This is a genomic window from Nocardia salmonicida NBRC 13393, from assembly GCF_001613085.1.
Lineage (GTDB): Bacteria > Actinomycetota > Actinomycetes > Mycobacteriales > Mycobacteriaceae > Nocardia > Nocardia salmonicida.
In genome coordinates this window covers 219735-237322 of sequence record NZ_BDBR01000009.1, presented here as the reverse complement: position 1 = coordinate 237322, position 17588 = coordinate 219735, and the positions used below count along the sequence as shown (strand labels likewise).

Annotated in this window: 19 protein-coding genes and 1 tRNA gene; 8 read left to right on the top strand and 12 right to left on the bottom strand. The window is 65.1% G+C overall.

Annotated elements, in window-relative coordinates:
* Positions 1–26 precede the first annotated feature (26 nt).
* Complete coding sequence (locus tag NS1_RS10965) at positions 27–671, bottom strand: dihydrofolate reductase family protein (protein WP_062983865.1); 645 nt, start codon at positions 669–671, stop codon at positions 27–29.
* Between the two features lie 60 nt (positions 672–731).
* Here NS1_RS10965 and NS1_RS10960 point away from each other — a divergent pair, with 60 nt between their 5' ends.
* The gene (locus NS1_RS10960; protein WP_062983863.1) at positions 732–1250 is read left to right on the top strand and encodes a winged helix-turn-helix transcriptional regulator; all 519 of its coding nucleotides are present in this window, start codon (positions 732–734) and stop codon (positions 1248–1250) included.
* A 3-nt stretch (positions 1251–1253) separates the two neighbouring features.
* On the opposite strand, the gene NS1_RS10955 is transcribed toward NS1_RS10960, so the two are convergent.
* Together NS1_RS10955 and NS1_RS39975 are read right to left on the bottom strand one after the other, a co-directional pair.
* On the bottom strand, positions 1254–2270 hold the full coding sequence (locus NS1_RS10955; protein ID WP_255284487.1) for a fatty acid desaturase family protein: 1017 nt from the start codon (positions 2268–2270) through the stop codon (positions 1254–1256).
* A gap of 89 nt (positions 2271–2359) precedes the next feature.
* The gene (locus NS1_RS39975; RefSeq protein ID WP_157125173.1) at positions 2360–3274 is read right to left on the bottom strand and encodes a hypothetical protein; all 915 of its coding nucleotides are present in this window, start codon (positions 3272–3274) and stop codon (positions 2360–2362) included.
* 200 nt (positions 3275–3474) lie between these two features.
* On the opposite strand from NS1_RS39975, the gene NS1_RS10945 reads away from it, so the two are divergent.
* From NS1_RS10945 to NS1_RS10935, 3 genes are read left to right on the top strand one after another with little or no spacing between them, the layout of a single operon-like run.
* Positions 3475–3813, top strand: a complete 339-nt coding sequence (locus NS1_RS10945) for a WXG100 family type VII secretion target (RefSeq protein WP_157125172.1) — start codon at positions 3475–3477, stop codon at positions 3811–3813.
* Positions 3813–4115: a WXG100 family type VII secretion target gene (locus NS1_RS10940; RefSeq protein WP_062983857.1), complete on the top strand. Its 303-nt coding sequence runs from the start codon at positions 3813–3815 to the stop codon at positions 4113–4115. Before NS1_RS10945 ends, NS1_RS10940 begins: the two co-directional genes overlap by 1 nt.
* A gap of 5 nt (positions 4116–4120) precedes the next feature.
* Positions 4121–5443, top strand: coding sequence for a hypothetical protein (locus NS1_RS10935; RefSeq protein WP_062983855.1), 1323 nt, complete (start codon positions 4121–4123; stop codon positions 5441–5443).
* Between the two features lie 818 nt (positions 5444–6261).
* Here the strand turns inward: NS1_RS10935 and NS1_RS39970 are convergent.
* The 8 genes from NS1_RS39970 to NS1_RS10900 all read right to left on the bottom strand — a co-directional run bounded on the left by NS1_RS39970 (position 6262) and on the right by NS1_RS10900 (position 13844).
* Entirely contained in the window at positions 6262–6627 is a 366-nt protein-coding gene (locus NS1_RS39970; RefSeq protein WP_157125171.1) for a hypothetical protein, read from the bottom strand.
* A gap of 632 nt (positions 6628–7259) precedes the next feature.
* Positions 7260–7332: transfer RNA gene (locus NS1_RS10930), tRNA-Ala, on the bottom strand.
* 181 nt (positions 7333–7513) lie between these two features.
* Positions 7514–8254 carry a DsbA family protein gene (locus NS1_RS10925; RefSeq protein WP_062983853.1) on the bottom strand — a complete coding sequence of 247 codons (741 nt, stop codon included), beginning with the start codon at positions 8252–8254 and terminating at the stop codon, positions 7514–7516.
* A gap of 65 nt (positions 8255–8319) precedes the next feature.
* Positions 8320–9651: an MFS transporter gene (locus NS1_RS10920; RefSeq protein WP_062983851.1), complete on the bottom strand. Its 1332-nt coding sequence runs from the start codon at positions 9649–9651 to the stop codon at positions 8320–8322.
* Positions 9648–11285, bottom strand: coding sequence for a phosphoglucomutase (alpha-D-glucose-1,6-bisphosphate-dependent) (gene pgm, locus NS1_RS10915; RefSeq protein WP_056812546.1), 1638 nt, complete (start codon positions 11283–11285; stop codon positions 9648–9650). Before pgm ends, NS1_RS10920 begins: the two co-directional genes overlap by 4 nt.
* 47 nt (positions 11286–11332) lie before the next feature.
* Positions 11333–11695 (bottom strand): fluoride efflux transporter CrcB, encoded by a 363-nt coding sequence (gene crcB, locus NS1_RS10910; RefSeq protein WP_056815820.1) that lies wholly within the window; start codon positions 11693–11695, stop codon positions 11333–11335.
* 64 nt (positions 11696–11759) lie between these two features.
* Positions 11760–12176 carry a fluoride efflux transporter CrcB gene (gene crcB, locus NS1_RS10905; protein ID WP_062983849.1) on the bottom strand — a complete coding sequence of 139 codons (417 nt, stop codon included), beginning with the start codon at positions 12174–12176 and terminating at the stop codon, positions 11760–11762.
* 174 nt (positions 12177–12350) lie between these two features.
* Complete coding sequence (locus NS1_RS10900; RefSeq protein WP_056812548.1) at positions 12351–13844, bottom strand: MFS transporter; 1494 nt, start codon at positions 13842–13844, stop codon at positions 12351–12353.
* 129 nt (positions 13845–13973) lie between these two features.
* Here NS1_RS10900 and NS1_RS10895 point away from each other — a divergent pair, with 129 nt between their 5' ends.
* The 4 genes from NS1_RS10895 to NS1_RS10880 all read left to right on the top strand — a co-directional run bounded on the left by NS1_RS10895 (position 13974) and on the right by NS1_RS10880 (position 17013).
* Positions 13974–14651, top strand: coding sequence for a TetR/AcrR family transcriptional regulator (locus NS1_RS10895; RefSeq protein ID WP_062983846.1), 678 nt, complete (start codon positions 13974–13976; stop codon positions 14649–14651).
* Between the two features lie 57 nt (positions 14652–14708).
* Complete coding sequence (locus tag NS1_RS10890; protein ID WP_062983844.1) at positions 14709–16010, top strand: D-arabinono-1,4-lactone oxidase; 1302 nt, start codon at positions 14709–14711, stop codon at positions 16008–16010.
* A 140-nt stretch (positions 16011–16150) separates the two neighbouring features.
* Positions 16151–16564: an arsenate reductase ArsC gene (locus NS1_RS10885; protein WP_062983842.1), complete on the top strand. Its 414-nt coding sequence runs from the start codon at positions 16151–16153 to the stop codon at positions 16562–16564.
* Positions 16565–16614: 50 nt separating this feature from the next.
* Positions 16615–17013, top strand: coding sequence for a VOC family protein (locus NS1_RS10880; RefSeq protein WP_062983840.1), 399 nt, complete (start codon positions 16615–16617; stop codon positions 17011–17013).
* On the opposite strand, the gene NS1_RS10875 is transcribed toward NS1_RS10880, so the two are convergent.
* A complete protein-coding gene (locus NS1_RS10875; RefSeq protein ID WP_062983838.1) occupies positions 16989–17477 on the bottom strand; it encodes an NUDIX hydrolase in 489 nt (162 codons plus the stop codon). The genes NS1_RS10880 and NS1_RS10875 overlap by 25 nt on opposite strands.
* Positions 17478–17588: the final 111 nt, after the last annotated feature.

Here is a 17588-nt window from a genome sequence, read left to right as displayed (position 1 = left end):
TCGCCGCTGCTCAGGTCAGGCGGTAGTTATCGGCGCCAGAAGAAGTGGTGTACCACTCCGCTCGGGCTGGGGATCTGCTCGTGGTGGAAGCGGTCGTCGTATTCGTTCGAGCTTTCCCACAGTCGTTCGCCCGCACCGATTTCCACTGGTGCGACGGCGATGTGCATCGCGTCGATGAGATCGGCGGCGAGGAACTCGCGGACCGTGGCGACGCCGCCGCCGATGCGAACGTCCTTGCCGTCGGCGGCGTCGAGAGCCTTGGCCAGTGCGTCCTTCGGGGTAGCGTCGATGAAGTGGAAAGTGGTGTCGGCCAAGGTGAATGACGGGCGCTCGTGGTGGGTGAGGACGAAGACCGGGGTGTGGAACGGCGGGTTGTCGCCCCACCAGCCCTGCCAGTCGTAGTTCTCCCACGGGCCACGGAATGGCCCGAACTTGTTGCGGCCCATGATTTCCGCGCCGATGTTGAAGGCGAAATCGCGGGTGATGTAGTCGTCGAGGCCGTAGGTGCCGCCGGGATCGGTGCGGTTGGGCCAGTGCGCGGTGGCGCCCGCCCAGGACATGAAGTCAGCGGGGTCGGCGTGCCCGAAGGGCCGGTCGAGACTCTGCCCCTCCCCCGCGCCGTACCCGTCGCTGGAAATGCTGAAGTTCTGAACGCGAACCATCTGAGCCATCGAGGTGCCCTTTCTGATTGCACTGTGCAAGCAGTGACGAACGTATCCTAGACTGATCCTATGCCGCAACCAGTTGCCCAAGGAAAGTTGCCCGTACCGCCGGGCAAGTCGGGCTGCCCGATCAATCTGACGGTCGAGCTGCTCGGCGACCGCTGGAGCCTGATCATCCTGCGCGACATCATGTTCGGTGGGCAGACGCACTTCCGGGAATTGCTCACCGGGTCCGTCGAGGGCATCGCGTCGAACATCCTGGCCGCGCGCCTGACCAAACTCGTCTCCGCGGGTCTCCTCACTCGCGACGACGACCCGAGCCATCGACAGAAGGTCGAATATCACCTCACCGAGGCCGCGATTCAGCTCGTTCCGGTGCTGGCCGCATTGGGTGCGTGGGGTGCGCGGTGGTTGCACACGACCCCGGAGCTGACCGTGCGCGCGGAGTTGCTCGCCGCGGGCGGGCCACCGATGTGGGACCGATTCATGGATGAACTGCGCGCCACCCACCTGCGTGGCGCGCCGCTTCCCGATGATGGCGTGCTCGCCGAACTCACCGCCGCCTACAACGAGGCGGTCGGTCAGTAGGCGTTATTGCACAGTCTGGCGGCCGACCTCGTTGAGGTGGGCCATCGCCTGCCGATAGGACTCGAACAGGCCGGTCTCGCAGTAGGGAACGCCGATCTCGGCGCAGAACTGGGCGACCATCGGCTGAGCGAGACGCAGGTTGGCACGGGGCATCGACGGGAACAGGTGGTGCTCGATCTGGTAGTTCAGACCGCCCATCGCGGTATCGACGAGGAAGCTGCCGCGCACATTGCGTGAGGTGAGCACCTGTCTGCGCAGGAAGTCGGTGTTGTCGCCTTCGGGCAGAACTTCCATGCCCTTGTGGTTCGGGGCGAAGGTGGAGCCCATGTACAGACCGAACAGGCCCTGCTGAACCGCGATGAACACCAACGCTTTACCCGGCGACAGCACCAGGAACGCCGCCGAGAGCACACCGATGAAGTGGGCGGCGAGCAGCGCGCCCTCCCAAACGCGGTTCGGGATCGGCCAGCGGAACACCGCGACGATGCTCTTCCAGTGCAGGCTGCCGCCTTCGAGCAGCAGCAGCGGGAAGAACAGCCACGCCTGGTAGCGGAAAATGAAGCGCCGCCAACCCTTTCCGGCCCGCGCGCGGTCGCCGGAGAACGCGAGCACACCCATCGCGTCCGGGTCCATGCCCTCGGTATTGGGGTGGGCGTGATGGCGGTTGTGGTTGCTGGTCCACCATCCGATGCTCAGCCCGATGGCGAGATTGCCCGCGATGAGCCCGTACAGGTAGTTGGCCCGCCGCCCGGCGAAGATCTGCTTGTGCCCGGCATCGTGGCCGAGGAACGCGATCTGCGAGAACACCGCGGCCAGGAACACCCCGACCACCAGCGTCCACCACGAGTCACCGATGGCGAAAAATGCCGCCCAACCAGCAACGAAGGCGGTCGCGGTCAGCGCGCTCTTCCACCCGTAGTACCCCACTTGCCGGTCGAGCAGGTCCGCCTCCCGGACACGGCGCAACAGGACCGAGTACTCACTGCCACGCACGGGGACGACATCAGACGCGATAACCACAGGACAAGCATGGCGCATGCAGGCCACGGGTGGGTGAACGGGTTGCAGATCGATGACATCCTGACCCGGCCGCCGCCGTCACCGCGCGATCACCTCGGCGCGTTGCCGGCAGCGGTGATCGCGGCGGCCAGCTGACCGCTGACGTCGAGCAGAAGCCGGAACACGTCGACCGGGACGGGTTTTCCGTTGCACCACAGAATATTGCAGGCGCTGGAGGCGTAGGGACCGACACCGAGAAGGATGCTCGCGGCAGTGACCGGGTCGATCACCTCGATCAGATCATCGAGGTTACGGATGGGCAAGCGTGAGCTCTCGGTGGCGTACGGGTTCACATACGGCTCGGCAGGGATGTCGGTTACCGCCGCGCTGATGCGCTGGTACAGCTCCCTGTTGTCGGGGTTGCCACTGCCAGTGAGTATCGCGACCGGATTGGCGGGGTCGATGCGCATCGGGACACCCATCCGGATGATGACCATGTCACGGCTGGGAACGATGGTGACGACAACCCAACCAGCGGTCTTACGGCCTGGCGCGGCGCTGGCCGCTGCGGGGTAGTCCCGGCAACCAGGCGCCAAGCTGGAGTTTCTCGTATGGTGAGAAACGCCCGCCTTGTCGATGGTGGTTATCTCGGCGTTGTTGGGCTCGATCGACAAGGTCAGTGACCCAGGGTTGTCGACCTCATACCGCACCGCAAGACCTCCGTGGCCCGGCTCGCCGCCCGCTTCCAGGCAGGCCCCTGGCAGCGCGACAACCTCGTAGATGATCAGCGTTGCTACGGCCCGCCCATCATCAGCGCGCGCGAAACTGAATAACACTCCTAGGCCTCGGGTCGACGGCTTGCCAGTCGTTGTCGTACTCGGCGCCGAGGCTGCGGGCGTGCCCGCATCGACGAACCGGAGCGTGACAGCGGCGATCCCGACAATCGCGGCGACACCGAGCACGATTGCGATATTGATCACTCCACGTTGAGACCGGTTGCGCCCCTTGATATCCCCTGCATTCACGCGCGCGATCCTTGCATGCCTGGCCTGAGTCCGCGACGAACCACCCGGCTGCAGATGGCAGGCGAGTGTCGGGATCTGGCCGGACGCTTGCCGATCGGACGTGGGGAGTTGGGGGAGCACCCGCAGGTCAACACCTTTGCTGTTGCGTTCCGTGCCCGAGTGTCGCTACGTTGGTCTCGATATATGAGGAGGGGGCTCGCGTGTCGACTGAGTCGGGTACGCCCGGAACAGATTTCGCGATGGTTCCAGGCGAGGTGACTGATGCCGGTGCCTACATCCAGCAAGTCGCAGATTCTCTGATCAACGGACTGAATTCGCTTGACCGCGAGGTATCAGGCGTCCTTGACAATTGGAACGGCGCCGCGGCAGATGCATTCGGGGACGGCTGGACGGGAACCAAGAAGGGCGCAGCCGACGTGTTGAACGCCCTCAACACCATGGGTGGACTCTTGGGTGTCGCAAGCAAAACCATTGCCAATCAAGACATCTCGAATTCCATCAACCTGAGTTCGCTCGACCTACCGGAACTGAACATGTGATGGTCGACAACTCTCGTGACTTCACTTTCGACATCGATGAGCTGGACCAGCTCGTCACCCGCGCCAATGGATTCATTGGGTTTCTCACCGAAAGTCTCGACGGAATCAACCACCGAATCGCGACCATCCAACAAAACTGGCAGGGAGCCGCTGCCACCGCCCAGGAGGAAGCCTACCGCGAATGGGCAACCGGGGCAGCCGCAGTGGTTGAAGGAATCACTGAGATGTACAACGCCGCAGTCACCGCCCGCGACGCCTACAGTGCGGCAGCGGAGATTAATTTGAGAATGAGCGGTGGCTGAACTCAGTGGGCTCAATCTCCCCGCAGTCCTATGAGAGCGCGGCCAAGGAATGCTACGACCTGTCGGAGAAATTCCAAACCGTCTACAACTCACTGCAAACCGTCCTTTTAGAAACCAGCGCTATGGCCGGCGGCTACCAGGCGGTCAAAACGTGGTCGAAGGCCTACGACGAACACGCCGCCGCAGTGACGCTGGTAGCAACCAGCTTCGCGCAGGCCCTGCAACACTTCGGGGACATATTGACCGCGGCCGGCTACAACTGGAAGTGCGGGGAGTACAAAGCCAACCGCGACCCCAAAAAGGGTGAGCCGCCGGCTTTGCCCAGTGGCTTCCCCTCGGAAGTACCCTATGATGCGAGCGCAGTTACCGGCGTCGCATCATCGGGGACCAACAGTCGCGGACTCGAGACGGACTGGACCGAACTGCAGGACAAAGTCACCGCACTTGTCGCTGGTGGCGAAGTCCCTGACGGGGACACCGACAAGCTCGCGCGCGCCGCAACCGCATGGAAGACCTTCGCTCAGTCGGACCCGGTATACGGCGGCAAGGGACGACTATTAGTGGTCGCCTCCGGACTGGAGAGTGGCTACGGATCCAAGGTCCCGGAAGACATCCCCAACCATGCAGGCCACCTTCGCACGCTCGCTACGAGCGTCGGCGAGATCGAAGCTGCCGCCCGAGACATCGCTGCCGCAGTTGACGCCCACAAGGTTGCTTTGACAACAATGCGCTCGGACATGAACACCCAGCTCGCCATGGTGGTGGTCGTCACCGCTATTCAGATCGGGACTTCGACGGTGCGGGTCAAAGAGCCACCAACGAAGCAAAAGTCACCAAGCAAGCAACAGACACCTAGCGACCGCCAAGAGGACAGCGACTTCCTGAACCAGGCTGCCGGAGCTTTGGCTGGTCCCGCCAACACATTCCTCGCCGCGCTTAGCGGCTTCACCTTCACCATCGCTGTGCTGACAACACGTGGACTGCCGACTATTGCCGAGTTGCCGATTCTGATAACCTCAATTGATGACGGCGCCCTCGGAGGGACCGATCCTGTCACGAAGGAAATCGCAACTAAGATTGCCGAACACGCGAATGGGCGCGCGGAACAAGGCGATGGGTCGCATTACGTCGCCGGCGTTCCAGCTACCGGGTTAGCTGAGTACGTGCGCAAGGTTCTTGACGGCGAAATATCGACTGAGCAGAGATATCTCAGCAATGGCCGGACTGCCTACTGGGACAACGAAAGGGGTGCGCTGATAATCGAGGACCCGCCTGCTGGAACTGTATTCACACCGGCGGAAGGTCGAGAGAAGTTTGACACAATGTAAGTAGACGTAGCGAGGATATAATTACCATGCAACCGAGTGTAAATTTTGTCATCGATGGTCCAACATTCGAGATTATCCGACAGGTTACGACCGAAATTCCCAATTTCCGGGGACCGCTGATGTCCGAGCAGGGTTGGACCTACGAAATCGATCGTTTTCTGTGCGGTTTAGTACGGTCGCTCCCACGGGATCTCAATTCAGGATCCTGGGTAAGAATTTCGATCGTTGAGGAAACTGACCTCTTGCCGGAGGTGCCTCCCAAGCCTGAACTGCCACTCGGAGCAGGCGAGGAAGCGGTGCGATACGTTCCAAGGAATATCTGCGAACTGTGGCCACGCCTTCTCAATGTCGCATGGGTAGGATTGGGCCCACTAGAAGCTCGCTACCGCACTGGGTACCGTGAGCCGGAGATAACCGACGCATTAGCGACCTTCACCGACGGCATCAATTCGGCACTAAAAGGGTGATAGCGTCAGACTCAGTTGTGTAAGTCAGCCCTCGCATGTCTTCGTAGGGCGGCGGCAGGGGCGCGTGTTCATCATTGCCTCGGTGCAGCGCAAGCAGTTTGGCCTGCTCCGGCCGATCAGCTCGCAGAAGCCGTCACCTACTTGCTCTTTATCCAACGGACTGTTCGGTGACTATCGCCGCACCCTAGTTGAAGGTTACGCCCCCGCCATGTCCTTGGTTTCCGATTGCGTCCAGGCGAATGGCGTACGCCCGAGAGCCAGCAAAGTCCGAGCGTGTCGCGGCCGAGTTGAGGACGGTCACCGCCTAATCCCGGTGTTTGTCCATCGAATGACCCCGGTTGTGGCGTTCTCTCAGCAGGCTTCGCCGATGAAGGCGCGATCTCCGGCGTCGGGTATCTCGAGCGCGACCGCCTCGGCATCGTCGACACGGTCGCGGTCGTAGACTTGCCACCCCGAACGCTCTGCCGGCACAGCGATCGCCAACAGGCCGACGACCAGTGTCGCGCGCCGAGTACCCGAGCCGCGCGGGGGCGGCGGGGTCGTCTGATCGTTCGCGGTGTCGGCGGCTCGTCTACGAGCAGGTCCGGCTGTCGATTCGCCTGCCGTCCAAAGGTTTTCGTAACATTCTTGTCCGCTGTCTGCCCGCATACGTTCGCGGGCCTGGAAGACCTCGACGCATGCGGGCTGACCAATCATGTTCTCATCGTCACCTGCCACCAGACGACGCCTGATGACGTGGCCCGACTCAATCGGCTTCGGCGAGTCAAGTGACTCTGCTGTTTACGTTTTCGGGTATCGACAACAAGCAGATGAGCCGTACGCGTCGCATGTTGCCGCCGCGTCGCCGGAGCTGATGAGCGCGCGCTGCGCCGGTACCGAACCATCTCGTATTGGCGTCCACTGGCGCCATGCCCGAACGACTCGGACAAGCCACCCGTGAACACGGCATCGCCCCTCAGCCCACGTCGAATTCATTTCGACCACTGCTGGCCAGAGTAGGTCACCAGGTCGCCCGCGTTCTCATGCTCGACGTGCCCCACCACGGGCCCACCGAACAAGGGAACGCGGTACCACTGTGTCGCGATCGTTTGGTCCTGCTCGACAGCCGACAAAGCCCGAGCACCGCTCATCGACTGTTCCGTCGCAGCCGCGCGGCATCCATGGCGATTGGCCAAAGCAATTTGCTACCGAACGTGACAGCCCAATCGCGGTGGACATAGGAGACAACCCGACCGCGTAGGCAGCACCGGCAAAACAGGATCTAAGACCAAAACGGGGGGTAACCGGCGGGCTAGACACAATAAACAGGTCAGGCCCGGTCTGAGACCGGGCCTGACCTGCTATTTCTGTGGAGCTAAGGGGACTCGAACCCCTGACCCCCACACTGCCAGTGTGGTGCGCTACCAGCTGCGCCATAGCCCCGTGTTCAGTTGTTTCAGCGGCTCTCGCTGCTGCCTGAATGAAGTTACACCATGCGTCTGAGAGAGAACAAATCGGCTGGTAGACGGCGAAAATGTGGGGTTACGGGCGGGGGTGCAGTGGCCCGTGGGGCGGGAAGGATCGGCTGGTCAGGGGTAGAATGTGCCGAACCTCACGCGGGAGCTCATGGGGCCAGGTTCACTACCCAGTTCTCGTCTTGCCAGTTGATCTTGGTGGTGCCGTCGTAGATCGCGGGAGTGGCGGCCTTGTTGTCGGTGCGGGCGTCGAGATCGGCGAGGTTCTTCGCGGCGGCGGACTTGGCGGCTTCGGACTGGGTGCCGTTGTTGATGCAGGCGGCCACGGATTCGGGGGCGCCGGATTCTGTGGCGATGGTAGCGAGGGCCGGGTTGCTCAGGTCGGAGCCGCCTTCGTCGGGCTGCTTGTTCGTGAACAGGGTCTCGTGGAATTTGCTGTAGGTGGGGCCCGAACCCGCTTGGGCGACACAGAGATTCGCGGCTGTCGCGCGGGTGGAGTAGTCCTTGCTCTTGGACTGGGGATCGAGGAAGGTGACGAGGTGGTAGTTCACCGCGAGCTTGCCTTCGTCGATCTTCTGGGCCAGTTCCTGACCGTAGGCGGTTTCCATCGCGCCGCAGGCGGGGCAGATGGGGTCCTCGAAGATGTCGACGGTCTTGGGAGCGTCGGGGCGGCCGAGGCGGATGACACCTTCGGGGGTGGTGGTGACCTGCACGGCGGCCTCGCGGACCGGGCCGTAGCCGTCGTTGCGTACGGCGGGCGGCGGTTCCGCGCTCCACTTGTAGGCGGCGAACACGATCAACCCGATGATGACGACCGCCACCGCGGCCAGCGCGTAGGTGGTGTTGCTGGAAACGGGGCGCGGATTGTGCGAAGAACCGGCTGTGCTCACCCGTCCACTCTGCCTCGAGTCGACGGCGGCTCGCCGCCCGGGCACGCCGAAATGACGCTGACCTGCTACTGGGGCTTGTGGTAGTCGCTGGGTCGCCCGGCGGGAACCATGCCGTCACGCACCACCGGCTTACCGTCGGGGCTGCCATCGCAGGCGCATTGCGGGTCGATGCCGTCACCCGCGTGATCGGGGCGCTCCGGATCTTCGGGGTGCTCGATCTGCGAGGGATCGGGCGTGAACACCCACACTGCCGCCGACACCGCCAGCACCGCACCGGTCACGGCCATACTCACCCCGAACGACGTGCGTTCGGCCAACCAGCCGATGACGATCGGGCCGAGCACGGTGCCCAGATCGGCCGACATCTGGAACGCGGCCAGTACCGGACCGCCGCGGGCGCGCGACCCGATCACATCCGCCAATGCCGCCTGCTGCACGGGACTGAACATTCCCGATCCGAGGCCCGCGACGAACGAGGCGACCAGGAACCACTGGATGGTCGGTGCGAAGCCGAGCGCGCCGGTGCCGAGGGCGCAGATGGCCGACCCGGCGATCAGGAACGGTTTGCGACCGAACCGGTCCGAGAGCCGCCCCGACAGGAACAGCACTGCCGCATTGCCCGCGGCGAACACCGTGAGTGCCACGCCCGCCATGCCGATTTCCTGATGCAGGGTCTCGACCACCAGCAGGGGCACGAACGCCATCCGGACACCGAATACCGCGATGCCACCCGCGAAACTCGACAGCAGCACCGCCCGGTAAGCGGGTTCGGCCCACCCTTGCCGGAAGGTGAATTCGATCGGCTTCGCCCCGCTCTCAGGCGCGAGCACCGGCGATTCACGCAACCCGGCGAACACGATCACACACACCACCAGCAGGGCGGCCATATAGATCAGGAACGGCGCGCGCAGCCCGAACCCGGCCAAACTACTTCCGACCAGGGGACCGAGCAGCGAACCGATCAGAAAACTCGTCGAGTAGACGCCGGAGATTCGACCACGCGCGGCAGGCGGCGATACCCGGATGATCAGCGCCATCGACGACACCGTGAACATCGTGGACCCGATGCCGCCCAGCGAACGCAGCACCAGCAGTTGCCAATACGTCTGCGCCAGCGCGCACGCCCCGGTCGACACCGCCACGATCACGATGCCTGCCAGATACACCCGCCGCTCGCCCAGCTTCTGCACGAGCCGCCCACTGGCGGGCGCGAACAACAACCGCATCAACGCGAACGCGCTCACGATCGCCGACGCGGCGGCGATGCCGACCCCGAATTCGCGCGCGTACTGCGGCAGCACGGGTGCGACGAGGCCGAACCCGAGCGCGATCACGAAAGCGGCCGCGATCAGTACCCAGATCTCGGCGGGTAGCCGGACTTTGGCCGGAGCGCTCACTCGCCCAGCGCCTGGTTGACCATCTCCTCGGCCGCAGCCTGCACCTGGGTGAGATGTTCAGGGCCGAGGAACGACTCGGCGTAGATCTTGTATTTGTCCTCGGTGCCCGAGGGACGTGCGGCGAACCAGGCGTTCTCCGTGGTCACCTTCAACCCGCCCAGCGGCGCTCCGTTGCCGCGCGCGGTGGTGAGGATGCCGGTGATCTCCTCGCCCGCGATCTCGGTGCCGGTGACGGCCTCCGGGGTCAGGCGCGCGAGCTTGGCCTTCTGTTCGCTGGTGGCGGCGGCATCGATCCGCGCGTAGGCGGGGCTGCCGTACTGGCGTTCCAGTTCGCCGTACCTGGCCGAGGGGGTCTGGCCGGTGACGGCGGCGATCTCGGCGGCCAGCAGGGCGAGCAGGATGCCGTCCTTGTCGGTGGTCCACACGGTGCCGTCCATCCGCAGGAACGACGCGCCCGCGCTCTCCTCGCCGCCGAAAGCCAAACTGCCACTGAACAATCCGGGTACGAACCACTTGAACCCGACCGGCACCTCGTACACGTCGCGCCCGAGCACGCCGACCACACGGTCGACCATCGACGAGGTGACAACGGTCTTGCCGATCTTGGTGAGCGCGTCCCACCACATCCGGTTCGCGACGAGGTATTCGATCGCGACAGCCAGGAAGTGATTGGGGTTCATCAGGCCACCGTCGGGAGTGACGATGCCGTGCCGGTCGGCGTCGGCGTCGTTGCCGGTGGAGATGTCGTAGTCGTCCTTGATGCCGACCAGGGCCGCCATGGCGTGGCGCGAGGACGGATCCATCCGGATCTGGCCGTCGCTGTCGAGGGTCATGAAACGCCAGGTGGGGTCGACGAACGGGTTGACCACCTCGAGCTCGAGATCGAAGCGCTGCCCGATCTCCTCCCAGTAGTCCACGCTCGCGCCGCCCATCGGGTCGGCGCCCATCCGGATGCCCGCGCCGCGAATCGCGTCCAGGTTCAACGCGTTCGGCAGGTCGGAGACGTACTGGTCGAGGTAGTCGTAGCGCTGCACGTGGGTGCTCATCGCCTGATCGAGCGAGACCCGTTTGACCTCGGCCAGGCCGCCGCGCAGCAGTTCGTTGGCGCGGGCGGCGATGGCGTCGGTGGCCTTGGTGTCGGCGGGGCCGCCGTGCGGTGGGTTGTATTTGAAGCCGCCGTCGCGCGGTGGATTGTGCGAGGGGGTGACCACGATGCCGTCGGCCTGGTGCTTGGTGCCGCCGCGATTGTGGTTCAGCACGGCATGACTCAGCGCGGGCGTGGGGGTGTAGCGGCCACGCGCGTCGATCACGGCCGTGACGTCGTTGCCGGCCAGGACCTCGAGCGCGGTGGTCCACGCGGGTTCGGACAGGGCATGGGTGTCGCGCGCGAGGTAGACCGGGCCGGTGATGTCACGGGTGGCGCGGTATTCGACGATCGCCTGCGTGATCGCCATGATGTGGGCCTCGTTGAACGCGCCGTCCTCGCTGGACCCGCGGTGGCCCGAGGTACCGAACACCACCTGCTGGCTCGGCTCCTCCGGATCGGGGACGAGGCTGTAGTACGCGGTGACCAGGTGAGCGATGTCCACCAGGTCGGTCGGGCGGGCAGGCCGTCCGGCGCGATCGTGGGCCATGGTGGGTGTTCCCTTCCGTGTCGGCTGCGCGCGGCTGGTCATGAGAATCATGCGCACAACCACTGGGTCAGGGACGCAGCGGCGTATACCGCGGCCAGGCTCGCCGCGACGCTGATCACGACGTTGCCCACGGCATACACGTAGGCGCCCTCGGTTACCAGACGGATCGTCTCGTACCCGAACGTGCTGAACGTGGTCAGCGCACCACAGAAGCCGGTTGCCGCGAATGCCAGCAGCGCACTGCCCGCACTCGCGCCGATCAAACCCCCGAGCAACGCCGAACCGACAATGTTAACGGTTAGCGTCCCCCACGGCAGCCCAGTCGGAAACCGCGCCGACATCCGCCGGTCGATCAGGTACCGGGCGGGCGCGCCGAGCATGCCACCGGCCAGCACCAGCGCCACCGTCATGCCGCGCCTCCCGCTGTGGGAGCCCACATCTCGACCATCGGATGGCCCCCTTCCGTTGTCGAATTCATGTGAACCCCCGCCGCGCGACCCACCGGGTCGCGATCATGGCAACTGCCACGGCACCGAGTGCCGCGAGCACCGACAGGCCGAGATAGGCGACCGCCGTACCCGTCTCACCGATGCCGATGAGTCTACGAATCTCGAGGCTATAGGTGGAGAAAGTCGTGAAGCCCCCCAGCACACCGATTCCCAGGAACGGTCGCACGAGTTTCGGTGCATCCCACAGTTCGGTGACCACGACCATCAGCACCCCGATCGCGAAGCACCCGAGCACATTCACCGCCAAGGTCGACCACGGGAATCGGCCGGGGAGCACCGGCCACCAGTGTCCGACACCGAAACGAGCGGTGGCGCCGAGCCCGCCGCCCACCGAGATCGCCGCGAGGACGGCCGGATCGAGCGCCGGAGGCCGCGATGTCATGCGTTCGCCTCCCGTTGGCCGATCCGTGTGGTGGTCGTTGCTCATGGTATCGAGACCCACCGACACTCGGGCGAGCGGTGCGCACCGTGGCAAACTTTCAGCAGCCGCCACGGACGAACGACGATGGCCCGAACCGTTTGTCGGTTCGGGCCATCGTCGGGCGATTGTCCTTGATCAGTGCGCCAGCACCGGCTCGCCTTCGGCCGGGGCGGGCACGGTGTTCGGCATGAGCACCGCGATCACGATCGCGCCGAGCACGAAAGTGGCCGTCGCCCACCAGAAGCTGGTGGTGTAACTCTCGATCGCGCCCTGCGCCGCGGTGAGCGGGCCCGGCTGATGCGTCGACACGTAGTCGGTCATCGCCGAGGCCGCGATGGTGCTGAGCAGCGCGGTACCGATGGAACCGCCGACCTGCTGGCTGGTGTTGACCATCGCCGAGGCGACGCCCGCGTCCTCGTGCTGCACACCCGCCGTCGAACCCTGGAACGCGACCGACATCGCACCACCGAGGCCGAGGCCCAGCAGTACCAGCGCGGGCAGGATATGGGTGACGTAGCTCGAATCCAGACCGATCTGAGTGAGCCACAGCATGCCCGCCGCGGCGATCAGGAATCCGCCACTGATGACGACCTTGGGTCCGACCTTCGGCAGCAACAGCGACGGCGCGGTGGTCGAGGAGGCCACCATGCCCGCCACCATCGGCAGGAACGCCAGTCCGGTCACGATCGGCGTGTACGCCAGGGTCAGCTGCATGTAGTAGGTGAGGAACAAGAAGATCGCGAACATGCCGATGCCCATGACGAACACGGTCAGGTACGACGCGCCACGGGTGCGGTCGGCGACGATGCGCAGCGGCAGCAAGGGGTGGGCGACCTTGGTCTCGATCCACACGAAGGCCGCGAGCAGCACGGCGCCACCGAGCAGGAAGGCCAGCGTGGTCGGGTCGCTCCAGCCGTTGGACTCGGCGTGGGAGAAGCCGTAGACGATGCTGAACAGCGCGACGGTGACGGCGACGGTGCCGGTCCAATCGAGCTTGGGCCGCGAGGTCGCGACGTGCTTGGCGAGCAGCAGCACGGCGCCGACGAGCGCGACGGCGGCGAAGATCAGGTTCACATACATCGCCCAGCGCCACGACGCCCATTCGGTGAGCACGCCACCGAGAAGTAGACCGATCGCGCCGCCGGTACCGGCCACGGCGCCGAAGATGCCGAATGCCTTGGCCCGTTCCTTGGGTTCGGTGAAGGTGACCGTGAGCAGCGAGAGCGCGGCGGGCGCGAGCAGCGCGCCGAACACACCCTGGCCGACACGGGCCGCGACCAGCATCTCGAAGGTGGTGGCCGCGCCACCGATGGCCGAGGTCACCGCGAAGCCGACCAAGCCGATGATGAAGGTGTTGCGACGACCGAAGAGGTCGCTGAGCCTGCCGCCGAGCAGCAACAGGCTGCCGAAGGCGAGGGCGTAACCGGTGATGACCCACTGGCGGTCACCGTCGCCGAAACCGAGGTCGGCCTGGGCCGCGGGCAGAGCGATATTGACGATCGTCGCATCGAGCACGACCATCAGCTGGGCGATGCCGAGTACGGCAAGCACCCACCAGCGCAGGGCGTGTGAGCCGCGGCGACCGGTATCCGCGGGGCTCTTGGGCCCGGTGTCGAGTGTGGTGGTCATAACTCCCCTAGTAGGTCTGCGGATGGTTTCTGGTGGCATAATCGGAGATACCGCCTCCGCTTCGTTTGAAGCTACCAGAGTAACGGAGAAACGACCTCCACTTAATCCCCGGATTGATAGGATGTACTTGTGAATCACGCCACGACGACTGCCACACCACCCCGCAGATTGCGCGCCGACGCCGCGCGCAATCAGCAACGCATCGTCGCGGCCGCCCGTGAGCTATTCGCCGATCACGGCCTCGAGATCACCCTCGACGACGTCGCCGAGCGCGCGGGCGTCGGCGTCGGCACCGTGTACCGGCGCTTCGCCAACAAGAAGGAACTCATCGCCGAGGTCTTCGACCAGCACGTCAAGGACTTCGCCGACGCGGCCGAGGCGGCCCTCGGCAACACGGACGCCTGGCTCGGGCTCGTCGAATTCTTCGAGAGCGCGTGCAAACACCTGGCGACCAACCGCGGTTTCGGCGAGGTGATGCTCGAACTCGAGGAAGATCCGGCCCGTTTCGCCGAACTGCGCAACCGGATCCATCCGTCGGTCACGGCGATCATCGACCGCGCGCGCAACGCCGGGGCGATCGATCCCGACGTCACCACCACGGACTTCTTCGCCCTGATCCATATGGTCAACGCACTCGCCGAGTTCGCCGGTCCGGTGAATTCCGAAGTGTGGCAACGGTATATGGCCATCACGCTCAACGGCGTCCGCACCGACGCGGTGCCGCGCAGGCCACTGCTGGTCTCGCCGATGACCGACGAAGAGGTCGAGCGGGCCAAGGCCGCCGGCTGCCTCGGCCGTCGTCGCTGAGCCGAAACCTGTCCGACCAGTAGCGCGCGTCACAGCGCATCCTCTACTGTTGGACACATGACCAAGAACACCTGGGTGAACTGGGCAGGCCAGCAACGCTGCACACCCGCCGTCGTCGCCACACCGCGTGACGTCGAGGAGCTGGCCGCGACAGTGACCGATGCGGCCGCTGCAGGCCGGACCGTGCGCGTGGCCGGGTCGGGGCACTCGTTCACCGACGCCGTACTCACCGACGGCACGCTGGTCGATCTCAGTGGTCTGAACAAGGTCCTCGATGTCGACGTCGACGCAGGCCACGTGCGCGTGGAGGCCGGGATCTCGCTGCACGCGGCGAGCCCACTGCTGCACGCGCACGGACTGGCGTTTCCCAATCTCGGCGACATCGATACCCAGAGCCTCGCGGGCGCGACCGCCACCGCCACCCACGGCACCGGCGCCCGCCTGCGCAATATCTCCGCGGCACTGCACTCGGTGGAGGTGCTGCGGGCCGACGGGACCCTGGTGGAGCTCAACGAGCAGACCGATCCCGACGGTTGGAAGGCGGCGCGGGTCAGTGTCGGCGCGCTCGGCGTCGTCACCGCGGCCACCTTGCAGCTCGAACCGTCGTTCGTGCTGGAGTGCGTCGAGCGGCCGGTACCACTGAACGAGGTGCTCGCCAACATCGACGAATTCGCCGACGGCAGTGATCATTTCGAGTTCTTCGCCTTCCCGCACAGCGACACGGCGATGACCAAGGCCATCGACCGAACCGAAGCGCCGGAACAACCGCGCGGCACGGTGAGCGAGTGGCTCAACGACATCCTGATCGCCAATCATGTCTACGACGGCCTGTGCAGACTGGGTCGGCGCATTCCGGCCGCCATCCCCATGATTCACCGCGCGGCCACCCTGGCAGGTAGCAACAACCGGCAGGTCGACCGCTCCTACCGGGTGTTCTCCACGCCGCGGCTGGTGAAGTTCAACGAGATGGAATACGCGATCCCGCGCGCGCACGCCGCCGAGGCGATTCGCGAAATCCTGGCACTGGGAAGGCGATTCGGCACACCGATGCCGATCGAGGTGCGCTGGGTCGCGCCCGACGACGCCTTCCTGTCCCCCGCAGGCGGACGCGAGACCTGCTACATCGCGGTGCACCAGTATCAGGGCATGGTGTGGGAACCGTATTTCCGCGCGTGCGAGGCGGTGTTCAACACCTACGACGGCAGGCCGCACTGGGGCAAACGCCACTTCCAGACCGCCGAGACACTGCGCCCGCGCTACCCCGAATGGGACCGCTTCACCGCGGTCCGACGGCATTTCGACCCCACCGGGGTATTCGCCAACGATTACGTGCACCGGGTGCTCGGCTCACTGGACTGAGTCGTCACGGCGCGGACACTGCTCGGACAACAGTATCGCCGGATAGCCCGCACCCTCCCCCGTCGCCGCGCCCTGGTGGAATGATGACGGTGATACCCGAAGCGCCACAAGCACTTCGCCCCTGCGCCGAAAGGGCGACCATGGCCCACACTCCCAGCGTGTTGTTCGTCTGTGTGCACAATGCGGGCCGATCACAGATGGCGGCGGGTCTGCTGCGCGCCAAGGCCGGTGACCGGATCGAGGTGCGCACCGCAGGCAGCGAACCGGCGGCAGTGCTCGACCCCGCCGCGGTGGCGGTCATGGCCGAGATCGGGATCGACATCTCCGGGGAACGGCCGACACCGCTCACCGATGATGTCGTCGGGATCTCGGATGTAGTGGTCACGGTGGGAGGCGGCGAGGTGTGTCCGTACTTTCCCGGAATCAGCTACCGCGACTGGGTGCTGCCGGATCCGGCCGGGCAGCCTATCGAGGTGGTGCGCGGCATCCGCGACCATCTGCAGATCCTGATCGGGAATCTGCTCGGCGAACTGGTACCGGTACCCGCGCGCTGACGTCCGATTCGTTCAAGACCGCACCCCACTCGGGTGCCTAAGCTGCGAATATGACTCCACAGCTCGATGTCGTGTCCGTTGTTGTTTCCGATATGGCCGCTTCGGTGGCCTTCTACCGCAGGCTGGGCCTGGTTTTCCCGGACGGCGCCGAATCCGAGGGCCATGCCGAGGCCGTGATCGGCGGTGGTCTGCGGCTGGCGCTGGACACCGAGGCGACGATCGCCTCCTTCACGCCCGGCTGGCAGCCGCCGACCGGTCCCGGCCGCAGCAGTCTGGCGTTCCGATGCGCCGATCCGGCCGAGGTCGACAAGCTCTACGCCGAACTCGTCGACGCCGGCCATCACGGCGAACTCGCACCGTGGGATGCCTTCTGGGGCCAGCGTTACGCCTCGCTCGCCGACCCCGACGGGCACGGAATCGACCTCTACGCGCCGTTGCCCGCCGAATAGGCCGACCAGTCGTGGGGGTCGCGCTGACGCCGCTGGTAGCGGCCGAGCATCTCGCGGACCTCATCGCTCACCGGGGGTTCTCCGGTGAGCCTCGTCCACAGGTGCGCGTCGTGGTCGGTGAGCGTCACCGGTCCCGACGCGGCCACGTCGACGACGAAGGTGAACTGCCTGGTGCGGGCGCCTTCGCCGGTCAGGTAATCGAACTCGCCGAGATAGTCGCTGACGCCGGTGACCTGCAGCCCGGTTTCCTCCGTGACTTCACGGGCCAGCGCTTCGTCGAGTGCCTCACCCGGCTCGACGACGCCGCTGGGCAACTCCCACCGTCCACCGAGGAAGTCCGATCGTCGACGGCGCAGGATGAGCACTCGATGATGGCGGTCGACGACCGCGCCGACGACAAGCCGACGGATTTCGTCTCGTTCTGCCTCGATACGGAGCGTGGAGTACACGGATTCATCGATCATCAGGTCACATCCTCTCGTCGGTGTTCGGACTGAGCACTTGCGACGGGGCGTGCACTATCGAGCCTAAACCTTCCGTCACGCTGTGCCGAATGAGACTTTCCGGGCGGCTGG